General features: G+C 71.2%; 26 protein-coding genes and 2 pseudogenes. 18 read left to right on the forward strand and 10 right to left on the reverse strand.

Translation table 11 applies throughout. The annotated features are described in order from the left end of the window. The first annotated feature begins 385 nt into the window (after positions 1-385). The 3 genes from B9D87_RS22465 to B9D87_RS22475 are packed head-to-tail and all read left to right on the forward strand — an operon-like array spanning position 386 to position 4,309. Complete coding sequence (locus tag B9D87_RS22465; protein ID WP_007768192.1) at positions 386-1,531, forward strand: LLM class flavin-dependent oxidoreductase; 1,146 nt, start codon at positions 386-388, stop codon at positions 1,529-1,531. Between the two features lie 6 nt (positions 1,532-1,537). Beyond that, the gene (locus tag B9D87_RS22470) at positions 1,538-2,884 is read left to right on the forward strand and encodes an MFS transporter (protein WP_007768190.1); all 1,347 of its coding nucleotides are present in this window, start codon (positions 1,538-1,540) and stop codon (positions 2,882-2,884) included. 57 nt (positions 2,885-2,941) lie between these two features. After that, the gene (locus tag B9D87_RS22475; RefSeq protein ID WP_040629271.1) at positions 2,942-4,309 is read left to right on the forward strand and encodes an amino acid permease; all 1,368 of its coding nucleotides are present in this window, start codon (positions 2,942-2,944) and stop codon (positions 4,307-4,309) included. Between the two features lie 115 nt (positions 4,310-4,424). Here B9D87_RS22475 and B9D87_RS22480 read toward each other — a convergent pair whose 3' ends face one another. The 3 genes from B9D87_RS22480 to B9D87_RS22490 are packed head-to-tail and all read right to left on the reverse strand — an operon-like array spanning position 4,425 to position 6,932. Continuing rightward, on the reverse strand, positions 4,425-5,342 hold the full coding sequence (locus B9D87_RS22480; protein WP_007768186.1) for a ketopantoate reductase family protein: 918 nt from the start codon (positions 5,340-5,342) through the stop codon (positions 4,425-4,427). Then, positions 5,339-6,526, reverse strand: coding sequence for an enolase C-terminal domain-like protein (locus tag B9D87_RS22485; protein ID WP_007768185.1), 1,188 nt, complete (start codon positions 6,524-6,526; stop codon positions 5,339-5,341). Before B9D87_RS22485 ends, B9D87_RS22480 begins: the two co-directional genes overlap by 4 nt. A gap of 10 nt (positions 6,527-6,536) precedes the next feature. After that, positions 6,537-6,932 carry a nitroreductase family deazaflavin-dependent oxidoreductase gene (locus tag B9D87_RS22490; protein ID WP_007768175.1) on the reverse strand — a complete coding sequence of 132 codons (396 nt, stop codon included), beginning with the start codon at positions 6,930-6,932 and terminating at the stop codon, positions 6,537-6,539. Between the two features lie 74 nt (positions 6,933-7,006). Here B9D87_RS22490 and B9D87_RS22495 point away from each other — a divergent pair, with 74 nt between their 5' ends. The 8 genes and pseudogenes from B9D87_RS22495 (at position 7,007) to B9D87_RS22530 (ending at position 14,773) form a co-directional block, all read left to right on the forward strand. Continuing rightward, a complete protein-coding gene (locus B9D87_RS22495) occupies positions 7,007-7,351 on the forward strand; it encodes a hypothetical protein (protein ID WP_007768173.1) in 345 nt (114 codons plus the stop codon). 90 nt (positions 7,352-7,441) lie between these two features. Continuing rightward, positions 7,442-8,790: pseudogene (gene hemL / locus B9D87_RS22500) on the forward strand (glutamate-1-semialdehyde 2,1-aminomutase). Continuing rightward, positions 8,790-9,407, forward strand: a complete 618-nt coding sequence (locus tag B9D87_RS22505) for a histidine phosphatase family protein (RefSeq protein ID WP_007768169.1) — start codon at positions 8,790-8,792, stop codon at positions 9,405-9,407. The pseudogene hemL and the gene B9D87_RS22505 overlap by 1 nt, the downstream one beginning before the upstream one ends. Further along, the gene (locus B9D87_RS22510; RefSeq protein ID WP_040629268.1) at positions 9,404-9,997 is read left to right on the forward strand and encodes a TlpA disulfide reductase family protein; all 594 of its coding nucleotides are present in this window, start codon (positions 9,404-9,406) and stop codon (positions 9,995-9,997) included. Before B9D87_RS22505 ends, B9D87_RS22510 begins: the two co-directional genes overlap by 4 nt. Beyond that, positions 9,994-10,773: a cytochrome c biogenesis CcdA family protein gene (locus tag B9D87_RS22515; RefSeq protein WP_007768165.1), complete on the forward strand. Its 780-nt coding sequence runs from the start codon at positions 9,994-9,996 to the stop codon at positions 10,771-10,773. The genes B9D87_RS22510 and B9D87_RS22515 overlap by 4 nt, the downstream gene beginning before the upstream one ends. A 47-nt stretch (positions 10,774-10,820) precedes the next feature. After that, a complete protein-coding gene (locus B9D87_RS22520) occupies positions 10,821-12,404 on the forward strand; it encodes a cytochrome c biogenesis protein ResB (protein ID WP_052002417.1) in 1,584 nt (527 codons plus the stop codon). Continuing rightward, entirely contained in the window at positions 12,401-13,396 is a 996-nt protein-coding gene (gene ccsB, locus B9D87_RS22525; protein WP_007768159.1) for a c-type cytochrome biogenesis protein CcsB, read from the forward strand. The genes B9D87_RS22520 and ccsB overlap by 4 nt, the downstream gene beginning before the upstream one ends. 63 nt (positions 13,397-13,459) lie before the next feature. Further along, on the forward strand, positions 13,460-14,773 hold the full coding sequence (locus B9D87_RS22530) for a MinD/ParA family ATP-binding protein (protein WP_007768157.1): 1,314 nt from the start codon (positions 13,460-13,462) through the stop codon (positions 14,771-14,773). Positions 14,774-14,857: 84 nt separating this feature from the next. On the opposite strand, the gene B9D87_RS26615 is transcribed toward B9D87_RS22530, so the two are convergent. Then, positions 14,858-15,019: a hypothetical protein gene (locus tag B9D87_RS26615; protein ID WP_085977768.1), complete on the reverse strand. Its 162-nt coding sequence runs from the start codon at positions 15,017-15,019 to the stop codon at positions 14,858-14,860. Positions 15,020-15,065: 46 nt separating this feature from the next. Between B9D87_RS26615 and B9D87_RS22535 the strand changes: the two genes are divergently transcribed. After that, the gene (locus tag B9D87_RS22535) at positions 15,066-15,464 is read left to right on the forward strand and encodes a DUF4229 domain-containing protein (protein ID WP_007768154.1); all 399 of its coding nucleotides are present in this window, start codon (positions 15,066-15,068) and stop codon (positions 15,462-15,464) included. Here B9D87_RS22535 and B9D87_RS22540 read toward each other — a convergent pair. Both B9D87_RS22540 and B9D87_RS22545 read right to left on the reverse strand, forming a co-directional pair. Then, complete coding sequence (locus B9D87_RS22540; RefSeq protein WP_007768153.1) at positions 15,461-16,468, reverse strand: beta-ketoacyl-ACP synthase III; 1,008 nt, start codon at positions 16,466-16,468, stop codon at positions 15,461-15,463. The two genes, B9D87_RS22535 and B9D87_RS22540, sit on opposite strands and share 4 nt — an antisense overlap. 98 nt (positions 16,469-16,566) lie before the next feature. Then, entirely contained in the window at positions 16,567-17,439 is an 873-nt protein-coding gene (locus tag B9D87_RS22545) for a 1,4-dihydroxy-2-naphthoate polyprenyltransferase (RefSeq protein WP_007768151.1), read from the reverse strand. Between the two features lie 85 nt (positions 17,440-17,524). Between B9D87_RS22545 and B9D87_RS22550 the strand changes: the two genes are divergently transcribed. Then, positions 17,525-18,301 (forward strand): S-methyl-5'-thioadenosine phosphorylase, encoded by a 777-nt coding sequence (locus B9D87_RS22550; RefSeq protein WP_040629261.1) that lies wholly within the window; start codon positions 17,525-17,527, stop codon positions 18,299-18,301. Next, positions 18,298-19,326, forward strand: coding sequence for an NAD-dependent epimerase/dehydratase family protein (locus tag B9D87_RS22555; protein ID WP_007768147.1), 1,029 nt, complete (start codon positions 18,298-18,300; stop codon positions 19,324-19,326). Before B9D87_RS22550 ends, B9D87_RS22555 begins: the two co-directional genes overlap by 4 nt. On the opposite strand, the gene B9D87_RS22560 is transcribed toward B9D87_RS22555, so the two are convergent. Beyond that, on the reverse strand, positions 19,323-21,035 hold the full coding sequence (locus B9D87_RS22560) for a DUF7937 domain-containing protein (RefSeq protein WP_007768144.1): 1,713 nt from the start codon (positions 21,033-21,035) through the stop codon (positions 19,323-19,325). The genes B9D87_RS22555 and B9D87_RS22560 overlap by 4 nt on opposite strands. 310 nt (positions 21,036-21,345) lie before the next feature. Between B9D87_RS22560 and B9D87_RS27960 the strand changes: the two are divergent. Further along, positions 21,346-21,990 (forward strand): annotated as a pseudogene (locus B9D87_RS27960) (DUF7159 family protein); the annotation flags it as partial. Between the two features lie 298 nt (positions 21,991-22,288). Here B9D87_RS27960 and B9D87_RS27965 read toward each other — a convergent pair. After that, on the reverse strand, positions 22,289-22,582 hold the full coding sequence (locus tag B9D87_RS27965; protein WP_302476091.1) for a hypothetical protein: 294 nt from the start codon (positions 22,580-22,582) through the stop codon (positions 22,289-22,291). 42 nt (positions 22,583-22,624) lie between these two features. Here B9D87_RS27965 and B9D87_RS27970 point away from each other — a divergent pair, with 42 nt between their 5' ends. From B9D87_RS27970 to B9D87_RS22575, 3 genes are read left to right on the forward strand one after another with little or no spacing between them, the layout of a single operon-like run. Next, entirely contained in the window at positions 22,625-23,131 is a 507-nt protein-coding gene (locus B9D87_RS27970; protein WP_302476092.1) for a hypothetical protein, read from the forward strand. Positions 23,132-23,133: 2 nt separating this feature from the next. Further along, the gene (locus tag B9D87_RS22570; RefSeq protein WP_193787384.1) at positions 23,134-23,790 is read left to right on the forward strand and encodes a glycosyltransferase family 2 protein; all 657 of its coding nucleotides are present in this window, start codon (positions 23,134-23,136) and stop codon (positions 23,788-23,790) included. Beyond that, a complete protein-coding gene (locus B9D87_RS22575; protein ID WP_007768138.1) occupies positions 23,787-24,446 on the forward strand; it encodes a TIGR04282 family arsenosugar biosynthesis glycosyltransferase in 660 nt (219 codons plus the stop codon). Before B9D87_RS22570 ends, B9D87_RS22575 begins: the two co-directional genes overlap by 4 nt. A 5-nt stretch (positions 24,447-24,451) precedes the next feature. Here the strand turns inward: B9D87_RS22575 and B9D87_RS22580 are convergent, their stop codons facing one another. Both B9D87_RS22580 and menE read right to left on the reverse strand, forming a co-directional pair. Continuing rightward, the gene (locus tag B9D87_RS22580; RefSeq protein WP_007768135.1) at positions 24,452-25,813 is read right to left on the reverse strand and encodes a hypothetical protein; all 1,362 of its coding nucleotides are present in this window, start codon (positions 25,811-25,813) and stop codon (positions 24,452-24,454) included. 35 nt (positions 25,814-25,848) lie between these two features. Then, positions 25,849-26,940: an o-succinylbenzoate--CoA ligase gene (menE, locus tag B9D87_RS22585; RefSeq protein WP_007768133.1), complete on the reverse strand. Its 1,092-nt coding sequence runs from the start codon at positions 26,938-26,940 to the stop codon at positions 25,849-25,851. Positions 26,941-26,988 lie beyond the last annotated feature (48 nt).

Consider the following 26,988-nt stretch of genomic DNA (forward strand, 5'->3'; position numbering starts at 1 on the left):
TACCCGCCCAGCCACGCCGTATTGGAAGCATTGTGTGATCTGGCGTGATCTTTCGGTGCCGAAGCGGTGATTTTTCACCCGCCGCCCGGCGCGGCCGGTGCCCGCGCCGAGTTGCGGCATCGCCCGAGATCGTGATCATCGTAGCGCCGAATCCGCCCGCCGCCGCCGTCCGAATCATTGCGATCGTATTGCCTTCTGGGACAGCGAGAGACGCGGTCATGCCGGCAGCCCGCCCGGTGCCGGCGACCGTCGCGTGACGACCGCGGCCGCTTGTGATGGCGGTGTCGGGCCGGGGATGCAATCTCGCAGGTTTCAACCCTCCCCCGGCGGCTCCGACTTCAGCAGGATGGGGTGCCTGTGCACAGGAACGAAAGAGGATTGTGAATTGAGTCTGGCCTTTCATTGGTTTCTGCCGACCTACGGCGACTCGCGGAATCTGGTCGCGGGCGGACACGGCACGGCGATGTCCGGCGACCGTCCGGCCACGCTGAAGTATCTGCACCAGATCTGCACGGCCGCCGAGGACAACGGCTTCGAAGCCGTCCTCACACCCACCGGATTGTGGTGTGAGGACGCGTGGTTGACGACGGCGATGCTGGTCGAATCGACCGAGAGCCTGAAGTTCCTGGTCGCATTCCGTCCCGGGATGCTGAGTCCGACCCTGGCCGCGCAGATGGCCGGCACCTTCCAGCGGCACTCGCAGGGACGGCTGCTGCTCAACGTCGTCACCGGCGGCGAACCGCACGAGCAACGGGCCTACGGGGACTTCCTGGACAAGGAGGCGCGGTACGCCCGCACGGCCGAGTTTTTGCACGTGGTGCGCCGGCTGTGGACCTCCAGCGAGCCGGTTACCTTTGCCGGAGAACACATTCAGGTTGAGGGCGCCCAGCTGAACAACCCGCCCGACCCGATCCCCGCGGTGTTCTTCGGCGGGTCCTCGGCGGCGGCCGGGCCGGTGGCGGCCAAGCACTCCGACGTCTATCTCACCTGGGGCGAGCCGCTGAGCGCGGTCGCCAAGAAGCTCGACTGGATTCGCGGACTGGCCGTCGACGCTGGCCGGATCCTGCAGTACGGCTTGCGGATTCACGTGATCAGCCGCGACACGTCCGCCGCGGCGTGGGCCGAGGCCGACCGGTTGCTGGCGGCGATCGACCCGGCGGACGTCGAGCGGGTGCAGGCCAGCCTGACGCGCAGCGAATCCGAGGGCCAGCGCCGCATGCTGGACCTGCACGGCGGGGACAGCGGCAGACTGCTGGTCGCGCCCAACCTGTGGGCCGGGGTGGGCCTGGTTCGCGGGGGAGCGGGCACCGCCCTGGTCGGGTCGCATGCCGAGGTCGCCGAGCGGCTGGCCGAATACGCCAAATTGGGCATCAGCCACTTCATCTTGTCGGGTTACCCGCACCTGGAGGAGGCCTACTGGTTCGGTGAGGGTGTCCTGCCGCTGCTCGAGCGGATGGGCTTGTGGCGCCACCCCAACCGCCAATCGCATCCCGCGGCGGCCACGCCGTTCGCCGTCGCCTCGGCGCACTAAGGGGTCATGGCGTCCACCCTGCCCGCGTCCGCAGTCGCCATCACGGGACCCGACGCGGTTGACGAATCGTCCGAGCAGCAGCGCCGGCGGTTGCGCATCGTGGTCGCGGCGAGCCTGCTGGGCACCACGGTCGAGTGGTACGACTTCTTCCTGTACGCCACCGCGGCGGGCCTGGTCTTCAACAAGGTGTTCTTCCCCAACGAGAGTTCTTTGGTGGGAACACTATTGGCGTTCGCGACGTTCGCCGTCGGGTTCGTCATGCGGCCCATCGGGGGCCTGGCGTTCGGCCACATCGGCGACCGGATCGGTCGTAAGCGCAGCCTGGCGTTGACCATGCTCATCATGGGCGGCGCGACGGCGCTGATCGGGGCGCTGCCGACGGCCGCGCAGGTCGGGGCGTGGGCGCCGGTGCTGCTGCTGGTCCTGCGGGTGCTGCAAGGCTTCGCGCTGGGTGGCGAGTGGGGCGGGGCGGTGCTGCTGGCCGTCGAGCACAGCCCCGGCGACCGGCGCGGACGCTACGGGGCGATTCCGCAGGTCGGGCTGGCGCTGGGCCTGGCCCTGGGCACCGGCGTCTTCGCGTTCCTGCAGGTTGCCTTGGGCCAGACGCGCTTTCTGTCCTACGGCTGGCGCATCGGCTTCCTGCTGAGCGTGTTACTGGTGGCGATCGGCATAGTGGTGCGGCTGCGGGTCGAAGAGACCCCCGCGTTCCGTCAGTTGGGCGAAATGGAGGCCGCGTCCACCGTGCCCATCCGGGACATCGTCCGTGAACCCCGTTCACGGCGAAACACTTTGCTGGGACTGCTGTCTCGCTGGGCGGAGGGCTCGGCCTTCAACACCTGGGGCGTCTTCGCGATCAGCTACGCCACCGGCGCGCTGGGCTTCAACAAGGTCTCGGTTCTGGTCGTGGTCACCATCGCCGCCTTGCTGATGGCGGTGCTGCTGCCCGTCTCGGGAGCGTTGACCGACCGGTACGGTGCACGACGGGTGTACCTGGTGGGGGTTGCCCTCTACGGCCTGGCGGCCTTCCCCGCGTTCGCCTTATTCGGCACCAAAAACCTGGTCTGGTTCGGGCTGGCGATGATCCTCGTGTTCGGCGTGGTGCACGCGCTGTTCTACGGCGCGCAAGGCACCCTCTACTCGTCGCTGTATCCCACCCGCACCCGCTACACCGGTTTATCGTTCGTCTACCAGTTCTCCGGCGTGTACGCGTCCGGGGTGACGCCGATGATTCTCACCGCGCTGATCGCGGCCGTCGGCGGGGCGCCCTGGCTGGCCTGTGGGTATCTGGTGGTGACCGCGGTGATCAGTGTGATCGCCACGGCCCTGATCCGGGACCGCGACCTGTATCTTTAAGCGACGCCGCTTGGCATCCGGGTCGCCGATGTGCTGTGGTAACAAGCGTGGTCCGGAATGGCTAGCAATCCACAACTGCGCCAAGGATTGTCGCAGCGGCAGCTGAGCATGATCGCCCTCGGCGGCGTGATCGGCGCCGGTCTGTTCGTCGGGTCCGGTGTGGTGATCAAGGACACCGGCCCCGCGGCGTTCCTCACCTACGCCCTCTGCGGCCTGCTCATCGTGCTGGTGATGCGGATGCTGGGCGAGATGGCGGCCGCCAACCCGTCGACCGGATCGTTCGCCGACTACGCGGCCAAGGCCCTGGGCGGCTGGGCGGGATTCTCGGTCGCCTGGCTGTATTGGTACTTCTGGGTGATCGTGGTGGGCTTCGAGGCGGTCGCCGGCGGGAAGGTGCTCAACTACTGGTTCCATGCGCCGCTGTGGCTGCTGTCGCTGTGCCTGATGCTGTTGATGACCGCGACCAACCTGTTCTCGGTATCGTCCTTCGGCGAATTCGAATTCTGGTTCGCCGGAATCAAAGTCGCGACGATCGTGATCTTTCTGGTGGTGGGGACGGTGTACGTCCTGGGGTTGGTGCCGGGCCATCACGGCGGCCTGGCCAATCTGGCATCGCACGGTGGATTCTTTCCCCACGGGGTCGGCGCGGTGTTCGCCGCCATCGTGGTGGTGATCTTCTCCATGGTGGGCGCCGAGATCGTCACCGTTGCCGCCGCCGAAAGCCGCGATCCCGAGCTCGCGGTGCAGAAGGCGACCCGATCGGTCGTGGCCCGCATCGGGATCTTCTTCGTCGGCTCGGTCTTCCTGCTCGTGGTGCTGTTGCCCTGGGACTCCGTCGAACTCGGCGCCTCGCCCTACGTTGCCGCGCTCAAACACATGGGGCTTTCCGGCGCCGATCAGGTGATGAACGCCGTCGTCCTCACCGCGGTGCTGTCCTGCCTGAACTCCGGTCTCTACACCGCGTCGCGCATGCTGTTCGTGCTCGCCGAGCGCGGCGAAGCGCCGAGGCGGTTGGTCCAACTGAGCGGGCGCGGCGTGCCCCACTTCGCGATCTTGTGTTCGTCGGCGGTCGGATTCGGATGTGTCGTCATGGCGCGCGTCGCGCCGAACACGGTGTTCCTCTTCCTGCTCAACTCGTCGGGCGCCATCATCTTGTTCGTCTATTGGCTGATCGCGTGCTCGCAGATCATCCTTCGCCGCCGGACACCCGCGGAGAAGCTGACGGTGAAGATGTGGTTCTACCCGGTGCTGTCGATTCTCACGCTCACCGGGATCACCGCCGTGCTGGTGCAGATGGCGTTCGACCACACCGCCCGCAGCCAGCTGTGGCTCAGCCTGCTGTCCTGGGCGGTGGTGCTGGGGCTGTACGTCCTGGCGCGATCACGCGGGCGCGTCGGCGGACTGAGTCCGTCGCATGAGCGCTAGCGAAATCCAACGTCACATGACAGGTGATTAGTCGGTACCGACGGGCGTGACGCAAGGTCGAGCGCTCAGCCGAAAACCGCGCGGATTGCGCTGCGGCACAGAACTTTCCGGACAATCAGCTCCATCGCCGTTCGATCGACTTGATCAGGGCGGTCAGGGTCGCGTTCACCGGCGCCGCGACACCCACCCGCGCGCCCTGGCGCGGGACCGCGCCGTTGATGACGTCGATCTCGCTGACCCGGTGCGCCTCGTGATCCAGCAGCGCCGACGGTTTGGCGCCGGGCATCTGTGCGCCGAAGGCACGGACGTGTTCGACGGCATCGGTGACGGCGACCGCGATGCCCGAGGCCCGCGCGACCGTCCACGCCTCCGTCGCGGCCGCCTGGCTGACCGGCGCCATGTCCGGGTCGTCCATCACCTGGCCGACGGTCATGCCGGTCAGCGCGCACGGTGCGCTGTAGGCGGCGTTGCAGATCAGCTTCTCCCATTGCATGGCGGCGATATCGGTGACCGCGGCGGCATCGAATCCCGCGTCGCTCCACGCCCGCGCGATCGACTCGACCGTCGCGAGCGGCAGCGACGAATAAGCGCCGAAGCGCATCGCTTTCATGGCGTTGTGCCGCACGTGCCCGGGGGCGACGGTCGCCGCGCCGAATCCGCTGGCGATGCCGACCGCGACCCGCTCCTCGCCGACGATACCCGCCACCGTCTCGGCTGATCCCAGGCCGTTCTGGATGGTCAGTACCGGGGTGGCGGCACCGAGCATCGGAATCGCTTGTCGCGCACCGGTTGACACGTCGGCGGCCTTCACGGCCAGCACGATCAGATCCATCGCCTCGTCCGGCGCGGTGGTGCTCGCCCGCAGCGGCACCACCCGGTCGTAGCCCGGACCGGTGACCCGCAGCCCGTGCCGGGCGATCTGATCGATCGCGGGCTGATAGCGGTCGATCGCCAGCACGTCGTTGCCCGCCGCAGCCAGCCTGGCGGCATAGATGGAACCCATTGCACCGCAACCGATTACCGCGATCTTCATCCGCACGCTCTCCCGTCGGTCAGCTCGGCGATCAGTTCGGCCAGGCCCGCCTTCTGCTCGAGCCCGAAGCCCGCGGCGTCCGTCGGCGAGACCCGTCCCGCCGACAGCGCGCAGGCGTCGGGGTAGCCGCCGAACGGCGCGAACACGCCGGGGTAGGCCTCGCAGCCACCCAGGCCCAGCCCGGCCGCCACGTGCAGGTTGATCAGATGACCGCCGTGCGGGAAGGCGAAGCGGCGATCAAAGCCATGAGACTCCAGGACGTCGAGCATCCGGAGGTACTCGGTCAGCCCGTAGCTCAGTCCCGGATCCATCTGGAAGACATCGAGATTGGGCCGCATGCCGCCGTAGCGCACCAGGTTCGTCGCATCCGGCACCGAGAAGAGGTTCTCCCCGGTGGCCACCGCGCCGTCATAGCACTCCGTCACCGCCCGGTTCAGCGCGTAATCCAGCGGCTCGCCGGGTTCTTCGTACCAGCGCAGGCCGTAGGGAGCCAGCGCGCCCGCCCAGCGGGTCGCCTCGGCCCGGTCGAACCGGCCGTTCGCGTCGACCGCGACCCGCTTCGCGTCGCCGACGGTCTCGATGACGGCCTCGACCCGCGCGAGGTCCTCGCCCAGCGCTGCGCCGCCGATCTTCATCTTGACCGCGTCATAACCCGCGTCGAGGTATCCACGCATTTCCGTTCGCAGCCTGTCGATGCCGCCGCCCGCGTAGTAATAGCCGCCGGCGGCGTAGACGGGCACCGATGCCGCGGGCGCACGCCCGGCGTGGCGGGCGAGGGTGACGCAGGCCGGCTCGTCGCGCAGTTTGGCGTTCAGGTCCCAGCAGGCCAGCTCCAGCGCGGCCGCGGCCGCCGCCCGGTCGCCATGGCCGCCGGGCTTCTCGTCGGTGAGTGCGCACGCCAAAACCGCGGCGGGATCGACGCATCCGGACTCATCCAGCAGCGCGGCGGGCGGCGCGGCCAGCAGCCGCGGGATCATCCGGTCGCGCAGGATCCCGCTCTGGGCGAACCGCCCGATCGAATCGAACGCCACCCCCACCACGGGCCGTCCGTTCCGGATCACGTCGGTGATCACCGCGACCAGCGAGACGGTGTGGTGGGAGAAGTCGACCACCGCGTTGGCGGGGCCGCCCGGTCGGCCGCGGTCCAGCCCGACCGCCCGCTCGACGATCCCCGTGATCCGCATCACCCGATGGTCAGGGAGTCCGCGTGAGCAACACCGCTTGCTCGAACGGCAACCGCGCGAAAACCGCTCGCGCCCGGCGTGTTACGTGCGCCGCGGCCTCGTCCTTGGTGACCACGCGCGGATCGGCGATGCCGAATTCCTTGCCCTTGCTGCGCAGCCGCCCGCCTCCGGCGGCCTTCAGATTCTTCAGCCAATCCCGGTCCGGCCCGTAGGTCAGCAGGATGGCAACCCCGGGTTTGCCTTCGACATCGGTGGTGAACACGTTGACCGGCGTGCGGTACGGCTTGCCCGAGCGCCGCCCGACATGCTCGACGATCCCGAATGACGGGAGCCAACCGGCCCACATCCGCTGGATCGGGTTGGTGACGTGGCGGTTGAAGCGGGCAAGTCCTTGTGGGAGTTGCATGCCTCCATCCAACTCGCAGGCGCCGGGCGAGGACAACCCCGGCTTTGGCGCCGCAAAGGGTCTACTGTCGTCTCATGGGAGAGGTGGCAGGTGACGAGGCCGCCCGGCGCGCGCAGGAGCTGTTGCACCGGGGGCAGGAGCTGGCCGAAGGCAAGGCCATCACCGCCGCCGACGTGAAGCGCGCGGCCGAACGCGCCGAGGCTTCACGTGAGCGCGACGAGGCGGCGCACCGCCGCGAGGTGGATCGCCACTACCAGGCCGGCGTCGCGCACGAGCGGGCCGCCCAAATCCAGGAACGCGCGGTCGCCGAGGGCCTCGGCGACGTCGCCGCGCACCGGCGGGCGGCGGAAAAGGAGCACGAGGCCGCGCGCCGCAACTTCATCGCCGCCCAGGAAGCCGGGCAGCACGACGCCGGTTAACCCGGGCGCCGGGTGCGCGCCGCCCCCCGTTAGCAGGTTCTGCTACACCCTGTAGTGGAATGGCCCGCGAGGGCTGGGACACTGGTTGCCATGGGAAGCAGTGATCAGGCAACCGCGCACGCCACCGGGGTCCCCCGGGCCACGGCGGCGTCGGCCCGGTTGTTCGAGGATGCCTGCGCCGTCATTCCCGGTGGGGTGAACTCGCCCGTCCGCGCGTTCACCGCGGTGGGCGGCACGCCGCCGTTCATCACCGAGGCGCGCGGGTGCCGGCTGACCGACGCCGACGGCAATCAGTACGTGGACCTGGTCTGCTCGTGGGGCCCGATGATCCTCGGTCACGCGCACCCAGCCGTCGTCGAGGCCGTCGCCGCGGCCGCCGCGTCGGGCCTGTCCTTCGGGCGCCCACGCCGGCCGAGAGCGAGCTGGCCGCCGAGATGATCGGGCGGGTGGCTCCCGTCGAGCGCATCCGGCTGGTCAACTCCGGCACCGAGGCGACGATGAGCGCGGTGCGGCTGGCCCGCGGCTTCACCGGCCGCGCGAAGGTCATCAAGTTCTCCGGTTGCTACCACGGCCATGTCGACGCCCTGCTCGCCGACGCGGGCTCCGGGGTGGCGACGCTGGGCCTGCCGTCCTCGCCCGGGGTCACCGGCGCGACGGCGGCCGACACGATCGTGTTGCCCTACAACGATATCGACGCCGTGCGGCAGAGCTTCGCCCGATTCGGCGACCAGATCGCGGCGGTGATCACCGAGGCCAGCCCCGGCAACATGGGCGTGGTCCCGCCCGTGCCCGGCTACAACGCGGCGCTGCGCGCGATCACCGCCGAGCACGGCGCGCTGCTGATCATCGACGAGGTGATGACCGGCTTCCGGGTCAGCTGGAGTGGTTGGTACGGAATCGATCCCGTCGAGGCCGACCTGTTCACCTTCGGCAAGGTGATGAGTGGTGGGCTGCCGGCCGCCGCGTTCGGCGGCCGGGCCGAGGTGATGGAGCGGCTGGCGCCGCTGGGCCCGGTGTATCAGGCCGGCACGTTGTCGGGAAACCCGGTGGCGATGGCGGCCGGGCTGGCCACGCTGCGCAACGCCGATGCCGCCGCCTATGCCACGCTGGACACCAACGCCGATCGCCTGGCCGGGCTGTTCGCCGAGGCGCTGACGAATGCCGGTGTGGCGCACCAGGTTCCGCGAGCCGGCAACATGCTGAGCGTGTTCTTCTCCGAAACCCCGGTGACGGACTTCGCGTCGGCGCGGGCCACCGAGACGTGGCGGTATCCGCCGTTCTTCCATTCGCTGCTGGACGCGGGCGTCTACCCGCCGTGCAGCGCCTTCGAGGCGTGGTTCGTCTCCACCGCGCTCGATGACAGCGCGTTCGACCGGATCGCCGGCGCCCTGCCCGCCGCGGCCCGGGCCGCCGCGCAGGCCGGGGAGGGGAAGTCCTGATGGCCGAGCACACCCGGGTGCACGTCGTGCGCCACGGCGAGGTCTACAACCCCAGCGGCATCCTCTACGGGCGGCTGCCCGGCTTTCACCTCTCCGACAACGGCCGCGCGCAAGCGGCCGCGGTGGCCGACGCGCTGGCGAACCGGGACATCGTCGCGGTGATCGCCTCGCCGCTGCAGCGGGCGCAGGAGACCGCCGCGCCCATCGCCGCCAAGCACGGCCTGCCCGTCGACACCGACCCGGACCTGATCGAATCGGCGAACTTCTTCGAGGGCAAACGGGTCAGCCCCGGCGACGGCGCCTGGCGCGACCCGCGGGTGTGGTGGCAACTGCGCAACCCCTTCCGGCCGTCCTGGGGTGAGCCCTACGCCGAGATCGCGGCCCGGATGCAGACCGCCGTGGACAAGGCCCGCGCCCGCGCCGCCGGCCACGAGGTGGTGTGCGTCAGTCACCAACTTCCGGTGTGGACGCTGCGGCTGCACGTGACCGGCCGGCGCCTGTGGCACGACCCACGGAAGCGCGAGTGCGGCCTCGCGTCGGTGACGACCCTGGTCTACGACGGCGACCGGCTGGCCGGCGTCGAGTACAGCGAACCGGCGGGCTCTTGCCCGCCATGATCGTCGGGCGCCTAGCGGTGGCCGGGGCGGCGGTGGCGATGGTGCTCACCGGCTGCTCGTCCGGGCACGACGCCGTCGCCCAGGGCGGCACCTTCGAATTCGTCTCGCCCGGCGGCAAGACCGACATCTACTACGACCCGCCGTCCAGCCGTGGCCGCCCGGGACCGCTGTCCGGGCCCGACCTGACCGATGCCGCGCACACGCTGTCGCTGGACGACCCGATCTTCGCGGGGCGGGTCGTGGTCATCAACATCTGGGGCCAGTGGTGTGGACCGTGCCGGGCCGAGGTCACCCAGCTGCAGCAGGTGTATGACGCCACCCGCGGCGCCGGGGTGTCGTTTCTCGGCATCGACGTCCGCGACAACAACCGGCAGGCGGCGCTGGACTTCGTCAACGACCGCCAGGTGACCTACCCGTCCATCTACGACCCGGCGATGCGCACCCTGATCGCCTTCGGCGGTAAATACCCCACCACGGTGATCCCGTCCACGCTGGTCCTGGACCGCCAGCACCGGGTCGCCGCGGTGTTCCTGCGCGAATTGCTGGCGACCGACCTGAAGCCGGTGGTGCAGAAGGTGGCCGGGGAGTGACCGGATTCACCCAGATCGCCGCCGCCGGACCGCTGCTGGTGGCCCTCGGCGTCTGTCTGCTGGCGGGGCTGGTGTCGTTCGCCTCGCCGTGCGTGGTGCCGCTGGTGCCCGGCTACCTGTCCTATCTGGCCGCGGTCGTCGGGGTGGACGAACAGCCGCCCGAAGGCGCCATCGCGGCGCCGCCGGGCGCCCGCTGGCGAGTCGCGGGGTCCGCGGCGTTGTTCGTCGCCGGGTTCACCACCGTGTTCGTCCTCGGCACCGTCGCCGTCCTCGGCATGACGACCACGCTGATCACCAACCAACTGCTGCTGCAGCGGGCCGGGGGAGTGCTGACCATCGTGATGGGGCTGGTGTTCGTCGGCCTCATCCCGGCCCTGCAACGGCAGGCCCGGTTCAGTCCGCGGCAGCTGACCACGGTCGCCGGCGCGCCGGTGCTGGGCGCGGTGTTCGCGCTGGGCTGGACGCCGTGCCTGGGGCCGACGCTGGCCGGCGTGATCACCGTCGCCTCGGCGACCGACGGCGCCAGCGTGGCGCGCGGAATCGTCTTGGTGATCGCCTACTGCCTGGGCTTGGGCATCCCGTTCGTGCTGCTGGCGTTCGGCTCGGCGGGCGCGGTGGGCGGCCTGGGCTGGCTGCGCCGGCACACCCGGGCCATCCAGATCTTCGGCGGCGTCCTGCTGATCGCCGTGGGCGCGCTGCTGGTCACCGGGGTGTGGAACGACTTCGTCTCGTGGCTGCGCGACGCGTTCGTGTCCGACGTGAGGTTGCCGATTTGAGGCGCCTTCTCGCCGTGGCCCGCAACACCTGGCGCGCGCTGACCTCGATGGGCACCGCGCTGGTGCTGCTGTTCCTGCTGGCGCTGGGCGCGATACCGGGGGCGCTGCTGCCGCAGCGCAACCTCAACGCCGGCAAGGTCGACGACTACCTGAAGGCCCATCGGGTGATCGGGCCGTGGCTGGACCGGTTGCAGGCCTTCAACGTGTTCTCCAGCTTCTGGTTCACCGCCATCTACGTGTTGCTGTTCGTGTCGCTGGTCGGCTGCCTCACGCCGCGGATGATCGAGCACGTCCGCAGCCTGCGGTCCACCCCGGTGGCCGCCCCCCGCAACCTGGCCCGGCTGCCCAAGTACGCCAGTCACCAGGTCCAGGCCGGGCCCGACGAGCTCAACGCCCTGGCCAACACGCTGGCCGAGCGGCTGCGCGGCTGGCGCACCGCCATCCGGCACCGGGACGGCGCCGAGTCCGATTCCGAAGCGGTGGAGGTGTCCGCCGAGAAGGGCTACCTGCGCGAGTTCGGCAACATCGCCTTCCACTTCTCCCTGCTGGGCCTGCTGGTCGCGGTGGCCGCCGGCAAGCTGTTCGGCTACGAGGGCAACGTCATCGTCATCGCCGACGGCGGCCCCGGCTTCTGCTCGGCCTCGCCGGCGGCGTTCGACTCGTTCCGGGCCGGCAACACCGTCGACGGCACCTCGCTGCACCCGCTGTGCATCCGGGTCGACGACTTCGTGGCGCACTACCTGCCGTCCGGGCAGGCCACCTCGTTCGCGGCGAACATCGACTACCAGTCCGGCGCCGACCTGACCGCCAACACGTGGCGGCACTACCGGCTGGAGGTAAACCACCCGCTGCGCATCGGCGGCGACCGGGTGTACCTGCAAGGCCACGGTTACGCGCCGACCTTCAGCGTCACCTACCCGGACGGGCAGATCCGCACGGCGACCGTGCAGTGGCGACCCGACAACCCGCAAACGCTGCTCAGCTCCGGTGTGGTGCGCATCGACCCGCCCGCCGGCAGCTACGCCAACGCCGCGGAGCGCCGCAACCATCAGATCGCCATCCAGGGCCTACTGGCCCCGACCGAGCAGCTGGAAGGCACGCTGTTGTCCTCGCGGTTCCCGGCGCTGGACGCCCCCGCGGTGGCCGTCGACATCTACCGCGGCGACACGGGGCTGGACACCGGGCGACCGCAGTCGTTGTTCACCCTGGACCCCCGCCTGATCGAGCAGCACCGGCTGACCAAGGAGAAGCGGGTCAACCTGCGCGCCGGCCAATCGGTCCGGATCGACCAGGGGCCCGCGGCCGGCACGGTGATCCGCTTCGACGGCGCCGTCCCGTTCGTCAACCTGCAGGTCTCGCACGACCCCGGCCAGACCTGGGTGCTCGTCTTCGCGATCACGATGATGGGCGGTCTGGTGGTGTCGCTGCTGGTGCGCCGCCGCCGGGTGTGGGTCCGTCTGACCCCGGACGCCGGCGGACCGCCGGGTACCGTGAACGTCGAACTGGGCGGCCTGGCGCGCACCGACAACTCAGGTTGGGGCGACGAGTTCGAGCGACTCTCCGAGCGGCTGCTGGCCGGGCTCGGCGACACCGGCGCCGTCAAGAGGAGTTCTGAGGTGGACGTGAAATGAATACGGTGCACGTCAACATCGAGCTGGCGCGCTACTCCGACTGGGCGTTCACGTCGGCGGTGGTGGCCCTCGTCATCGCGCTGCTGCTGCTGGCGTTCGAGCTGGCCTATGTGGGGGCCCGAGCCGGCGGGCGCCGCGCGGACCAGCGCGCCCGGGTGCTGGCCGGAGCCGTCAGCGTCGACTCCGGCACCCCGGGCGTCGTCGAAGAGGCCGCCGGCCGCCCGGTCGACGAGCGCGTCGGCCGCGCCGGGCTGTCCGTGGTGTACCTGGGCATCGGGCTGCTGCTGGCCTGCCTGGTGCTGCGCGGCCTGGCCACCCTGCGGGTGCCGTGGGGCAACATGTACGAATTCATCAACCTGACCTGCCTGTGCGGGCTGATCGCCGGGGCGGTCGTGCTGCGCCGCCCGCAATACCGCCCGCTGTGGGTGTTCCTGCTGCTGCCGGTGCTGATCCTGCTCACGGTGTCCGGGCGCTGGCTCTACACCAACGCCGCGCCGGTGATGCCCGCGCTGCAGTCCTACTGGCTGCCCATCCACGTGTCGGTGGTCAGCCTGGGATCGGGCGTCTTCTTGGTCGCGGGCATCGCCAGCATCCTGTTCCTGCTGCGGACCTCGCCGCTGGGCGAGCCCGACCGCGCCGAGCACAGCGCGCTGAGCCGGCTGGTGCAGCGGTTCCCGGACGCGCAGACCCTGGACCGCATCGCATATCGGACGACGATTTTCGCTTTTCCGGTGTTCGGTTTCGGCGTCATTTTCGGGGCGATCTGGGCGGAAGAGGCCTGGGGCAGATATTGGGGTTGGGACCCCAAAGAGACTGTGTCATTTGTCGCCTGGGTGATTTATGCCGCGTACCTGCATGCCAGGTCGACGGCGGGATGGCGGGACAGGAAAGCCGCCTGGATCAATGTCGCAGGGTTTGTGGCCATGGTCTTCAATTTGTTCTTCGTTAACCTGGTCACTGTGGGCCTGCATTCTTATGCGGGCGTCGGGTGACGGTGCACAACCGGCCCGAATAACGCACAACATGCCGAATAACGCACAACAAGGGGGAGTGCAGTGACCGAGCATCCGACGTCGGGCGTGGGGGTGCCCGAACAACCGACCACGCAGATACCCCCACAGACAGCGTCGGCGGCGGAGGAGCGGGAGGCCGCCGAACCGCAGGCCCATTCGGGTGGCGAGGACGCCCCCACCCGCGCGTTCGCCGGATTCCGCACCGAGCGCCGCGTCCCCGGCCCCGAGCGCCAGCAGGCCGCGCCGCCCACGCCGCCCAGGCCGGGTGGCATGCCGCCGTGGGACCCCACACCGATGACCGGCATCCCGCGGGTCGATCCGACCGCGTACGGCGCGTACTACGACGGTCAGGAGGCGCCACCCACCCAGATGCAGGGGGTCCCGCAGCCGCGTCCGGAGCACCTGCCGCACACGCCGTATCCGGAGCTGTCCACCGGCATGCTGCTGCGCCCGGTCGCCCCGCCGCCGTCGGACGGCTGGCGGCTGCTGCTGTTCAAACTGTCAGGCGGCCTGATCAACCTGGGTGAGAGCCCGCGGGCCACCCGGTACAACAACCTGGTCGCCCAGGTGAACCGGCCCCTGCGCGGGTCCTACCGGGTCGCGTTCCTGTCGCTCAAGGGCGGCGTCGGCAAGACCACGATCGCCGCGACGCTGGGCGCCACCTTCGCCTCCATCCGCGGCGACCGGGTGGTGGCCGTGGACGCCAACCCGGACCGCGGCACGCTGAGCCAGAAGATCCCGCTGGAGACGGCGGCGACGGTGCGCCAGTTGCTGCACGACGCCGGCACCATCGAGCGCTACAGCGACGTGCGGCGCTACACCTCCAAGGGCCCGAGCGGTCTGGAGGTGCTGGCGTCCGAAACGGATCCCGGTATCTCGGATGCCTTCAGCGCCGAGGACTACGGCCGGATCCTGGACATCCTGGAGCGGTTCTACGGCCTGGTGCTCACCGACTGCGGGCCCGGCCTGCTGCACTCGGTGATGAGCGCGGTGCTGGACAAGGCCGACGCGCTCGTCGTGGTCAGCTCGGCGTCCATCGACGGCGCGCGCAGCGCCTCGGCGACGCTGGACTGGCTGGACGCCCACGGCCACGAGGATCTGGTCCGCAATTCCATCGCGGTGATCAACGGGGTGAAGCCACGCCCGGGCAAGGTCGACATGAACAAGGTGATCGACCACTTTTCCCGGCGCTGCCGCGCCGTGCAGCTGGTGCCGTTCGACCCGCACCTGGAAGAGGGCGCCGAGATCGAGCTGGACCGGCTACGCCGCGGGACGCGCGAAGCGCTCACCGAGCTGGCCGCCATCGTCGCAGACGGGTTTCCCGGCGACCAGCACAACCCGGGAGTGCTCGGCTAGCTGACGCGGCGGGCCGCCGCCATCGAGCTGGCGCTGCGGTCGCAAGCGCGGCGAAGCCGGGCGCGGCGGGCCGCCGCCATCGAGCTAGCGCGGGTTGTTGTCGCCATGACCCAACCGGCGCAAAAAGTCTGGATCGTCGTCGGGTCCGATGACGCGCGTCTTCGGCCGGTGGGCCTGCGACCGCGCCGCACGCCAGCCGACATAGATCAGCGTCCCCAAAATCACGACGAGCAGCAGGTAGAGCACCAAACACCTCCTTGGGGCGAATATACCCGCGCCGTAGGCTCAGGCTGTGTCACACGAAGCTAGCGACGACAGCACCGGCCGCGCCGAGAACCACGCCGCCGACGAGTCCGCCGCGCAACCGGCAGGAAACCGCGTCGCCGTGCACGTTGCCGCGTACATGGCGGCGCGGGTGCTGCTGGCGGTGGCGCTCACCGGCGTGATCTACGGTGTCGCGCGTCTGGCGGGCATCGCGCAGTTCCCGATCGTGGTGGCCGTGCTGTTCGCCCTGATCATCGCGATGCCCCTGGGCATCTGGGTGTTCGCCCCGCTGCGCCGCCGCGCCACCGCCGCGCTCGCGATCGCCGGGGAGCGGCGGCGCCGCGAGCGCGAACTGCTCCAGGCCCGGCTGCACGGGGACGCCGCGCCCGACGACGGCGGCGGCGAGCAAGAGTCGGGGCGCGGTTAGCCGTTCGGCAGCCGGACGACCTGGGCGGCATAGCTCAGGCCCGCGCCGTAACCGAGCAGCAGGGCCAGGTCGCCGGCCTTGGCCGCGCCGGTCGCCAGCACTTCGGCCATCGCCAGCGGGATGGACGCGGCCGAGGTGTTCCCGGTGTGCTCGATGTCGTTGGCCACGACGGCATCCGGGCGCAGATCGAGGCTCTTGGCCAGCACCTCGTTGATCCGGCTGTTGGCCTGGTGCGGCAGGAACACGTCGATCTCGTCGGGCCGGACGCCCGCCGCGTCCATCGCCTGACGGCCGACCTTGCCCATCTCGAACGCCGCCCACCGAAACACCGCGCTGCCTTCGAGGCGCAGGTACGGGCGCTCGCCGGTGCGGTTGTCCAGGAAGTCGATCCACTCGATGTCCTGGCGGATGGCGGTGGCCTGCGCGCCGTCGCTGCCCCAGACGGTGGGTCCGATGCCCTGGTCGGGTGTCTCGCCCACCACCACCCCGGCGGCGCCGTCGGCGAAGATGAAGCAGTTGCTCCGGTCCTGCATGTCTACCGTGCAGGACAGCTTCTCCGAGCCGAGCACCAACACCTTGGCGGCCGTCCCGCCGCGAATCATGTCGGCCGCCACGCCCAGCGCGTAGCCGAAGCCCGCGCAGCCGGCCGAGATGTCGAACGCGGGTACGCCGGTGGCACCCAACGCCGTCGCGACCGCCGGCGCGCACGGCGGGGTCTGGGTGAAATGGGTGCTGGTGGCGACGAGGACGCAATCGATGTCGGATGGTTCGAGCGAGGCCTTGGCGATCGCCTCCTGTCCGGCCGTGGTCGCCATGGAGGTGACGGATTCGTCGCGCCTGGCGAACCGGCGGGTTTTGATCCCGGTCCGCGAATAGATCCACTCGTCGGACGAGTCGATGTTCTCGCAGAGCTCGTCGTTGGTGACCACCCGTTCGGGCCGGTACGACCCTACGCTGAGCAAGCCGATGTTCCTGGGCCCGCTGGTCGCGGAAATCTGCTTCATTGCGGTCCTTCGCTATCGCCCGAGCCGACGCAAAAGTACCCCAAACGGGGCGCCCTCGGAGGCCTTTGTCTGCACTATAGGTAACCGCCGCTGGGGACCTAGGTGGCCAGCGCCAACGCCGCGGCCACCGCGACCGCCCACAGGACCATCGCCAGCCCGGTGTCGCGCAGCACCGGGATCAGCTCCGGGCCGCCGCGGCCCGACCGCACCGGGGCCGCCGCGCGCAGGGCCAGCGGCGTGGCCACCAATCCGGCGGCACACCACGGGGTCGCCAGCATCAGCACCAGGGTCAGCACCGCGGCGGTCCCCAGCAGCGCCTGGTACAGGATCCGGGTGCGGGCATCGCCGAGCCGCACGGCCAGCGTGACCTTTCCCGAGCGCGCGTCGGTCGGGATGTCCCGCAGGTTGTTGGCCACCAGCACCGACGACGACAGCGACCCGATCGACACCGCCAGCACCAGGCCCACCCAGTCCACCCGCAGCGCCTGGGTGTACTGGGTGCCCAGCACCGCGACGAGTCCGAAGAACAGGAACACCGCGACCTCGCCAAAACCGGCGTAGCCGTAGGGTTTCGAGCCGCCGGTGTACAGCCAGGCCCCGGCGATGCAGACCGCTCCCACCGCGATCAGCCATGGCGCGCTGAACACCGCCAGCGCGAGCCCGGCGAGCGCGCCGACGGCCAGGCTGGCGACCGCGGCGGCCAGCACCGCCCGCGGCGCCGCCAGCCGCGAGCCGACCAGGCGCACCGGGCCGGCGCGGTCGTCGTCGGTGCCGCGGATGCCGTCGGAGTAGTCGTTGGCGTAGTTGACGCCGATGGTCAGCGCGAGCGCGACGGCCAGCGCCAGCAGCGCCTTCCACCACACCGCGGAATGCAGCCACGCCGCCGCACCGGTTCCCGCGACGACCGGCGCCACCGCGTTGGGCAACGTCCGCGGCCGCGCTCCGGAAACCCACTGCCCGAAATTGGCCACACGAACATCCTGCCAGGATGCGGGGCGTCGATCCGCGGGCCCCGCGCCCGCGAGCACCGCGGGCGTCATGCACCACAATGGTCGGATGCTCGGAGTCATCGGCGGCAGCGGCTTCTACACCTTCTTCGGATCCGACTCCCGCGACGTCGCCGTGGACACCCCGTACGGGCCGCCCAGCGCTCCCGTCACCGTCGGCGCCATCGGCGACCACGAGGTGGCGTTCCTGCCCCGCCACGGCGCCGGGCACGAGTTCTCCGCGCATACCGTGCCGTACCGCGCCAACATGTGGGCGCTGCGCAAGCTGGGCGTGCGGCGGGTGTTCGCGCCGTGCGCGGTCGGCAGCCTCAAACCCGAACTCGGCCCGGGGGCCGTCGTGGTGCCCGACCAACTCGTCGACCGCACCCGGGGCCGCGCCGACACCTACTTCGACTCCGGCGGCATCCACGTCGACTTCGCCGACCCCTACTGCCCGACGCTGCGCGAGGCGGTGACCGGCCTGCCCGACGTGGTCGACGGCGGCACCATGGTGGTGATCCAGGGGCCGCGGTTTTCCACCCGCGCCGAGAGTCGGTGGTTCGCCTCCGCCGGGTTCTCGCTGGTCAACATGACCGGCTATCCGGAGGCGGCGCTCGCCCGCGAGCTCGAGATATGTTACGCGGCAATCGCTTTGGTGACCGACCTGGATGCAGGTGTGAGCACCGGCGAGGGCGTGAAGGCCGTCGACGTGTTCGCCGAATTCGAGAAGAACATCAAAGTGTTCAAGACCCTGGTGCGCCGGGCCATCGGCCGGGTCGCCGCCGACCGCACCTGCACGCACTGCCTGCCCCACGCCGGAGTCGCCCTGCCCATCGAGCTGCCGTGAGGGTGCTGCTGACCGGGGCGGCCGGTTTCATCGGCGCGCGGGTGGACGCGGCGCTGCGGGCCGCGGGGCACGAGGTGGTCGGCGTGGACGCGTTGCTGGCCGCCGCGCACGGGCCAAACCCGGTGCTGCCGCAGGGATGTCACCGCGTCGACGTGCGCGACGCCGACGCGCTGGCACCGCTGCTGGCGGGCGTGGATGTGGTGTGCCATCAGGCGGCGATGGTGGGGGCGGGGGTGGACGCCGCCGACGCCCCCGCCTACGGCGGGCATAACGACCTGGCCACCACGGTGCTGCTGGCGCAGATGTTCGCCGCCGGGGTGCGCCGCCTGGTGCTGGCCTCGTCGATGGTGGTGTACGGGCAGGGGCGCTACCACTGCGACCGGCACGGACCCGTGGATCCGCTGCCGCGGCGCCGCGCCGACCTCGACGCCGGAATCTTCGAACACCGGTGCCCGCTGGGCGGGGAGGAACTGCACTGGCGCCTGGTCGACGAGGACGCCTGCCTGCGGCCGCGAAGCCTGTACGCCGCCAGCAAGACCGCCCAGGAGCATTACGCGCTGGCCTGGTCGGAGGCCACCGGCGGATCGGTGGTGGCGCTGCGCTACCACAACGTCTACGGCCCGGGCATGCCGCGCGACACCCCCTACTCCGGGGTGGCGGCGATCTTCCGGTCGGCGCTGGAAAAGGGTGACCCGCCAAGGGTTTTCGAGGACGGCGGGCAGATGCGCGACTTCGTCCACGTCGACGACGTGGCCGCCGCCAACGTCGCGGCGACACAGTGGGGCGAGGGCTTCACCGCCGTCAATGTCTGCTCGGGACAACCCATTGCGATCTCGCAGGTGGCCGCCGCGCTGTGCGACGCGCGCGGCGCGTCGTTGTCCCCGGTGGTCACCGGTCAGTACCGCAGCGGCGACGTGCGCCACATCGTCGCCGACCCGGCACGGGCCGCCGAGGTGCTCGGTTTCCGGGCGGCCGTCGCTCCGCGCGACGGGTTGCGCGAGTTCGCGTTCGCGCCCCTTCGCTAACCCTGCGGGGGCCGGTAGATCTGCGGCTTCTGCGCGGGCATCTGGCGCGTGCCGGAGTCGTCACCGCGGAAGATCCGGGGCGCATTGCCCATCGGCGGTATCTCCGTGGTGGGCGGTTCGTTGTCCCCGCCGGGGACGCCGGCCGGGATGCGGGTGGTCGCCGCGGCCGACGGCCCCGCGCCCTGGCCCACCGGGACCCGGGTGGTCGGTGCCGCCGCGTTCGTCGCGGCGGCGCGCCTGCGGGCCGCGCGCCGGGCCAGCCGTCGACCGCTCAGATGACCGGCGACGATGGCCGCCACCAGGATGCCCAGGGCCACGCCGCACAGCGTCACGTCGAACGTACTGGTGATCTGCTGGGCCAGGTTGTTGCCGTAGACCGGGTGCAGCGCAGGAGAATTGGGCGAGTCTTCGAACCGCGGCGCCAACTCGAGGCCCACGACGACGCGGGCGACACTGAGCGTGGCGACGAGCCCGCACAGCGACGTGACCATTCTCGCCGAGAGGGTGGCCAGCCGGCGGCGCAGCCAGATCGCGAGCACCGCGGTGGCCAGATCGAACGCGGCCAGCACGATGCTGGAGTACCGGGAGAACGGGTAGTTCAGGGTCACGCCGACGACGAGGTCGGTGATCCGCATCGCCACCGACCCGACGGACCAAACGGCGATGAGCAGCAGGCCATTTCGGGTCGTCGCGCGCCACGCGGACTCCTCGGTCGGCGAGGTGTTGCGGCGACCGAACAGGGCCCGCGGCGCGAACAGCGCCGCGCCGGCCGCCCACGCCAGGTAGCCCTCGAACCCGACGCCGGCGGTGGAGGTGTTCTGCGCGATGCCGTGGAACGCGTCGATGTCGCGACCGGCGGGCAGGAACCACACCAGGACGCCGGCGGCCAGCGTCGACGTGCCGAGCGCGACGGTGGCCAACCGGCTCTCCCGCGCGCTGCGCAGCAGCCACCTCGAAGCGACCAGCACCGCGAGCAGCGCCACCACGCCGTACACCACCGCGGTCGCGATCACGGCGATGTTCTGCTTGCCGAATTCCGCCGCGCCGCCGGTGCTTTGCAGCGCGTAGCGCACCCGCCAGTACAGGTTGAAGCCGAAGCTGAGTACGGCCGCGAGCATCGACAGCGAGCCGATGAGGCGCGCCGACCTGTGCCACCCGGTGGACTCGTCGCCGGCCGGGACCGGTCCGGCGAGCGCGCCGGCGGGCACCGCCTGGGCGCTCAGCAGCGAGCCGGCGATCCCGGCCCAGGCGCCCGGCCCGACACCGCCCGGCACGGTGACTGTGCCACCGAAGCGGACGGTCTCGTAGGCGTCGAACACGACGAAGCCGAGCACCAGCAGCAGATAGGGGACATTGAGCGCCAGCCGAAGCCGGGCGGCCCGCGCCGGGTTGAAGCGCGCGCCGGACGACCGCCAGGAACCGGCGATCCCGACCGCGAGGACGGCCAGCACCGTCGCCGCAATCAGCACCCCGAACAGGACCGTGCTGCTGCCCGGGATTCCGATGCCGAAGTAGAGGTTCCACGGCAGGAATACCGCCAGCACCAGCAGCGCCACCGCGGTCAGGTCGCCCCAGTACCGTTTCGTCCCGGCGGCGGCCGGTGCGGCGGCGCCCGTGGCATGCGGGCGGATGATGCGCGGCCCCTGCGCCTGCTGCGTCCGACCGCGGATGGGACCGGTCGGCGTCTCGTCGCTGCTCTGGCTCACCATGCCCCCCGGGATTCAAGGACGGATATTGTCGGTGCGGCTTCGGGTGTTCGGCGAGGGGTTACCCCGCCGAGTGAAATGCACTGCTCGCTTGCGAACATATTCTCCGTTCGGATGCCGTGGCAGTGGCTGTTGCCGGCTGCTGGGGCGGAGACGATTCCGCGGTGAGGCGTCCTGTCGTTCGAAAAGCTGGTTACGCTGCGCTAGTAGACGAAGCTTGTCGCTGAATGATCGATACTGCCAACGGTATCGCAAGTGTAATGATGCCGGGACATTGCTGGTTGCGGGGTGGCCGGCGTGAAGGAGAACCGGGATGGACGTCGTTTTGGGGGTTGCGGTCACCGGACCCGTCGCGCGGTTGGCCCTGGTCGGGTCGGGCGCGCAGGGTGCCGACGTGATCGACCAATCCGTCGTCGACCTCGCTGACAATCCGATCGGCACGCTGACCGAGACCGTGGTCGGCACGAACCGGCTGCTGGCCGGCGAGAACCACCGGCTGGTCGGCACCCGGCTGTGCTGGACCGACCATCCCGCCGCCGACCAGCTGCGGCGGGCGCTGGAGGACTCGGGAGTGCACAACGTCGCGGTGCTCTCGGAATCGCAGGCGGTGGCCGCCCTGATGCGCGCGGCCGGGCGGCCCGGCGCGGCGCTGGTGATGGACGACGCGACCGCGACGCTGTCGATGGTGGGCGCGGGCGACGGCGATCCCGACGCGCCGCCGACCGTGTTGGCCTCCCAGCCGCTGGCGGGTGCGTCAGGCGGCGACGCGACGGCGGCGTTCCACACCATGATGGCGAACCTGAGCGCCCAGCCCGGCGCCCCGCAGGACGTGTACCTGCTCGGGGCGTCGCCCGATCTGCACCGGGTCGCCGACGAGCTTCGCGACACGTCGACCATGCGGGTGCGGGTCGCCGAGGATCCCACCTTTGCGCTGGCCCGCGGCGCCGCGATCGCCGCCGCGCCGGCCGCGGTGCTGGGAGCCGGCGGCGCGACGGCCATGGCGCCGGCGATCGGTTTGACCGGCGACGAGACGGCCATGGCCCCGGCGGCCGGCGATGCCACCGCGATGGCGCCGGCGTTCGGCGATGCCACCATGGCGGTCCCGGCGGGGGCCTCGCCGGGGATGAGACCACCGCGGTGCCGGCAGCGGAGTTCGCGGACCCGAACGCCGAAGATCACCAGCTGGCCTATTCGATGGCCGACGAGGGTGAGCAGTATCCCGGCGAATTCGATGAGTACGACCCCGAATTCGACGACTACGAGTACGGCGCCGTCGACGAGGAGGCGCCGACGAAGCTGTCGCGGCGATCGCTGGTGATCGGCAACGCCGTCGTCGCCTTCGCGGTCATCGGATTGGCGTCGCTGGCCACCGCGATCGCGGTCGCCGTTGAACCGACCGCGAGCCGCCAGCCGGTGGTGGGCGTGCAGAACGGCACCCCCGGCAAGTTCATGCCGATCCTGCCGAGCCAGCAGCAGGCGCCGCTGCCGCCGCCCCCGGCCGACGCGCCCAACGCCGGGTTCCAGGGCGGCACCGTCCCGGCGCCCAACAACGTCCCGGCCCCCAGCAGGTCGCGCCCCCGTCGGGAGGCGGCGTGCCCGCCGTCCCCGCCCCCGAGGCCCCGGTCAACCCCGGTGTCGTGCCCAATCCCGATCCGGGCTGGGCGCCACGCCCGAATCCCATTGTGCCGGTACCTATTCCGATACCCATCCCGATCCCGGGGTGGGGGCCGAACTACCCGCCGTACAACCCGCCCTATAACCCGCCTTACACGCCGCCGACGACCACGTACCAGCCGCCGACCACAACGTACGAGCCGCCGACGACGACGTATTCGCCTCCGACGACGACGTATTCGCCGCCGAGCACCACGCATGAGCCGCCGACGACGACGTATTCGCCTCCGACGACGACGTATTCGCCGCCGAGCACCACGCACGAGCCGCCGACGAGCACCTATTCGCCGCCGAGCACCCGGGAAACCACCCAGGCGCCGCTGCCGACGCACACCCAGCAGACCATGCCGCCGACGCACTCGCAGCCGGTCTACCCGCAGCAGCCGCTATACCCGCAGGAGCCACACCCCCACCGCGGGTTCTGAGCGTGCCCGACAGCTTGGTCACGGTGGTGTTGCCCTGCCTCAACGAAGAGGAGTCGCTGCCCGCGGTGCTGGCCGCGATCCCCGCCGGCTACCAGGCGCTGGTGGTGGACAACAACAGCACCGATGACACCGCCGGGGTGGCGTGCCGGCACGGCGCGCGCGTCGTCGCCGAACCGCGGGCCGGGTACGGCTCGGCCGTGCACGCCGGCGTGCTCGCCGCGACCACGCCGATCGTGGCGGTCATCGACGCCGACGGCTCGATGGACGGCGGTGAGCTGCCGCGGCTGGTCGCCGAGCTGGAGAGGGGCGCCGACCTGGTGACCGGCCGGCGCCGGCCGGTGCCCGGGCTGCACTGGCCGTGGGTGGCGCGGGTGGGCACCGTCGTCATGAGCTGGCGGCTGCGCACCCGCCACGGCCTGCCGGTGCACGACATCGCGCCGATGCGGGTGGCCCGGCGCGAGGCGCTGCTGCAGCTGGGCGTCGTCGACCGGCGGTCCGGATATCCGCTGGAACTGCTGGTGCGTGCGGCGGCCGCCGGCTGGCGCGTCGTCGAACTCGACATCAGCTACGGGCCGCGGACGGGCGGCAGGTCGAAGGTCAGCGGTTCGCTGCGCGGCAGCATCACCGCGATCCTCGACTTCTGGAAGGTGATCTCGTGACGCTGCCGGTGACCCTGCTGGTGGTCGCCAAGGCGCCCGAGCCGGGCCGGGCCAAGACGCGGCTCGCGGCGACCGTCGGCGACCGGGCCGCCGCCGAAATCGCCGCCGCCGCACTGCTTGACACGCTCGACGCGGTGGCCGCCACGCCGGTGTCGTCGCGGGTGGTGGCGCTGGCCGGCGACCTGGACGGCGCGGCGAACGCCGCCGAGATCCGCCGGCGGCTGGCGTCGTTCACGGTGATCGCCCAGCGCGGTGCGGATTTCGCGGCCCGGCTCGCCAGCGCGCACGCCGACGCGGCCGGGGGGTTACCGGTCCTGCAGATCGGCATGGACACCCCCCAGGTGAGCGCGGACCTGTTGGCCCGCTGTGCGCGCCGGCTGCTCGAGACGCAGGCCGTGCTCGGGCCGGCCCACGACGGCGGCTGGTGGGTGCTCGGCGTGAGGCAGCCCGCGATGGCGCAGTGCCTGCGCACCGTGCCGATGTCCGCCCCCGACACCGGCGATCTGACCTTGAAAGCGTTGCGCGACAACGGCATTGATGTGGCGACCGTTGAGGCGCTGGCGGACGTGGACGTCGTCGACGACGTCGCGGGGGTGCGCGACGCCTGCGCACCCAACAGCCGGTTCGCGCGCGTCACCCGTGCGGCCGGCCTCTAGGCGGGCTACCAGTTCGTCAGGATGATCGTGTTGAGCGCCAGGGCGCCGACGGCGTTGAGCGCCAACCAGATCCGGTGTGAACGTACCGGCAGGAGTGCGGCGGCCGCGGTGAGCCAGATGGTGAACGGCAGCCAGATGCGTTCCACCTCGGCCTTGCTCAGCATGCTCAGGTCCGCGAAGACGATGGCGGCCAGCACCCCAAGCAGCAGCAGGTGAAAACCGGAGCGGCGGCGGATGGCGGGCCAGTCGAACACCCTGCTGATTCCCGCGACGCCGCCCAGCCCGATCGCGCACACCACGCACGCCAGGTTGGCCCAGCTCCAATACTGGAACGGCCGGTCCTTGGCGATGCCCTGCCAATAGCGTTGCTGCACCAGGGTATAGCCGTCGAACCAGAAGAACCCGGCGACGGCGAAGGCGGCCGCCACCGCGATCGCGGCCAGCGCGGCCGGGCCCAGGGCCCGCAGGATCGCTCGCCAGTGCGCCAAGCCACTGGCCGGCTGCTGGGCGCCCACCAGCACCGCCAGCGCGGGCAGCCCCATCAACATCAGGCCGTAGTTGCAGAACACCCCCCAGCCCAGCAGCAGGCCGGCGCCCGCGGCCGTCAGCGCGGGGAAGCGGACCGGGCGGTGCACCGCCACGGCCAGCAGCGCGATGCCCCACGCCGCCACCCCCGCGAAGTAGCCGTCGGCCGACACCGCCACCCAGATCGCCGTCGGCGCCAGGGCGACGAACGGGGCGGCGCGGCGCGCGGTCGGCTCGTCGGCCAGCGCGCGCACGGCGATCACCACCGCGGCCGCCGCGCTCGAGCCGGCCAGCAGGCACAGCAGCCCGGCCCAGGCGCCGCCGTGCAGGCCGAGCCGGTCCAGCCAGACGAACGTCAGCAGCGCGCCGGGTGGATGCCCGGACACATGCGTGGTCCACGAGTTCGGCTGGTAGTCCACGATCCGGCCGGCGAACGTGCGCAGCGTCGCGCCGATGTCGGTGATGCCGGGCACCTGCGACAGGTATTCGTCGCGGGTGGTCAGCCGGCCGGCGAAGCCGCGCTGCCAGCCGTCGATCATCGCCAGCGCGAACGCCCACCCGCACGCGGTGGCCCAGCTGCCCAGCGTCAGTGCGCGCCACGAAAGGCGTTGCGCCAGAGGCGGTCCCCAGGCGACAACGGCGATCGCGAGGGCGATGGCGGGCCCGGTTCCCCAGCCGGCGTGGATCAGCCATTCGCCGAAGATCGGCGCGGCGCCGGCGTGGGTGGCGAACTTCTCGGCGCCGACGTCGAGCCGCGGCCGCACGCCGATGTTCATCCGCGGCAGCACGAACGCCGCCGCCACCAGCACCACCCCGACCGTGACCGCTACCGCCTCGCGCACTGCCTCCCGTCGAGCGATCCTCACGGACGAACAGCCTATTGATCGCTCGGGCCGGCGAACCGGCGCACCAATGCCGTCCGGTCGACCTTGCCGATGCCGCGGCGCGGCAGGGCGTCGACGACGTGCAGCTCGCGTGGTGCGGCCGTGGCGTCCAGGGTGCGGGTCACCTGCGCGCGCAGCGCGTCCAGGGTCGGCGCGGCCGCCCCGTCGCGCAGCACGATCGCGGCCACCACCCGCTGCCCCAGCCGGTCGTCGGCCACCCCGAACACCGCGCAATCGCTCACGGCCGGATGGGTGCACAGCGCCGCCTCGACCGGCTGCGGCAACACGGTCAGCCCGCCGGTGCTGATCGCGTCGTCGGCGCGGCCCAGCACGGTCAGCACGCCCGCGTCGCTGACGGCGCCGAGGTCGTCGGTCACGAACCAGCCCGGCTCGGCGAACGGATCGGGGTCGACCGGGTTGCGGTAGCCCTTGGCCAGGGTCGCGCCGCCGATGACGATGCGCCCGTCGACCGTGCGCAGCCGCACCCCGTCCAGCGGGACACCGTCGTACACGCAGCCGCCGGCGGTCTCGCTCATCCCGTAGGTGCGCACCACGGTGATGCCCGCCGTGGCCGCTTCGTCGAGCACCGGGCGCGGCGCGGGTCCGCCGCCGAGCAGCACGGCATCCAGTTCGGCGAGGGCGGCCGCGGCGGCCGGGTCGCCGAGCGCCTTGGCCAGCTGCGCGGCAACCAGCGAGGTGTAGCGCCGCCCCGAGCCCAACGCCCTTATGGAGCCGGGCAATTCGGCGATGTTGAACCCGGCGGTGACGTCCATCTCGACCAGTGCCGAGCCGGCGAGCAGGCTGCGCACCAGAACCTGCACGCCGGCGATGTGGTGGGGTGGCAGGGCGAGCAGCCAGCTGCCCGGGCCGCCGAGGCGGTCGTGGGTGGCCGACGCGCTAGCGGTCAGGGCGGCGGCGGTCAGCAACGCGCCCTTGGGAATTCCGGTGGTGCCCGACGTCGCCGCGACCAGCGCCACGTCGTCGTCAATGACCTCCCCGACGCGCAGCCCCGCCCGCAACGCATCCGCCTCGCGGTCGTCGCCCTCCGGCAGGGCGACCAGTGCGGCATCACGCCCGTCCAGCACCCGCTCGAGCGCGGGCAGCAGCGACGAGGCCGCCGAACCCGGCGGGAC

Source organism: Mycobacterium colombiense CECT 3035 (genome assembly GCF_002105755.1).
Lineage (GTDB): Bacteria > Actinomycetota > Actinomycetes > Mycobacteriales > Mycobacteriaceae > Mycobacterium > Mycobacterium colombiense.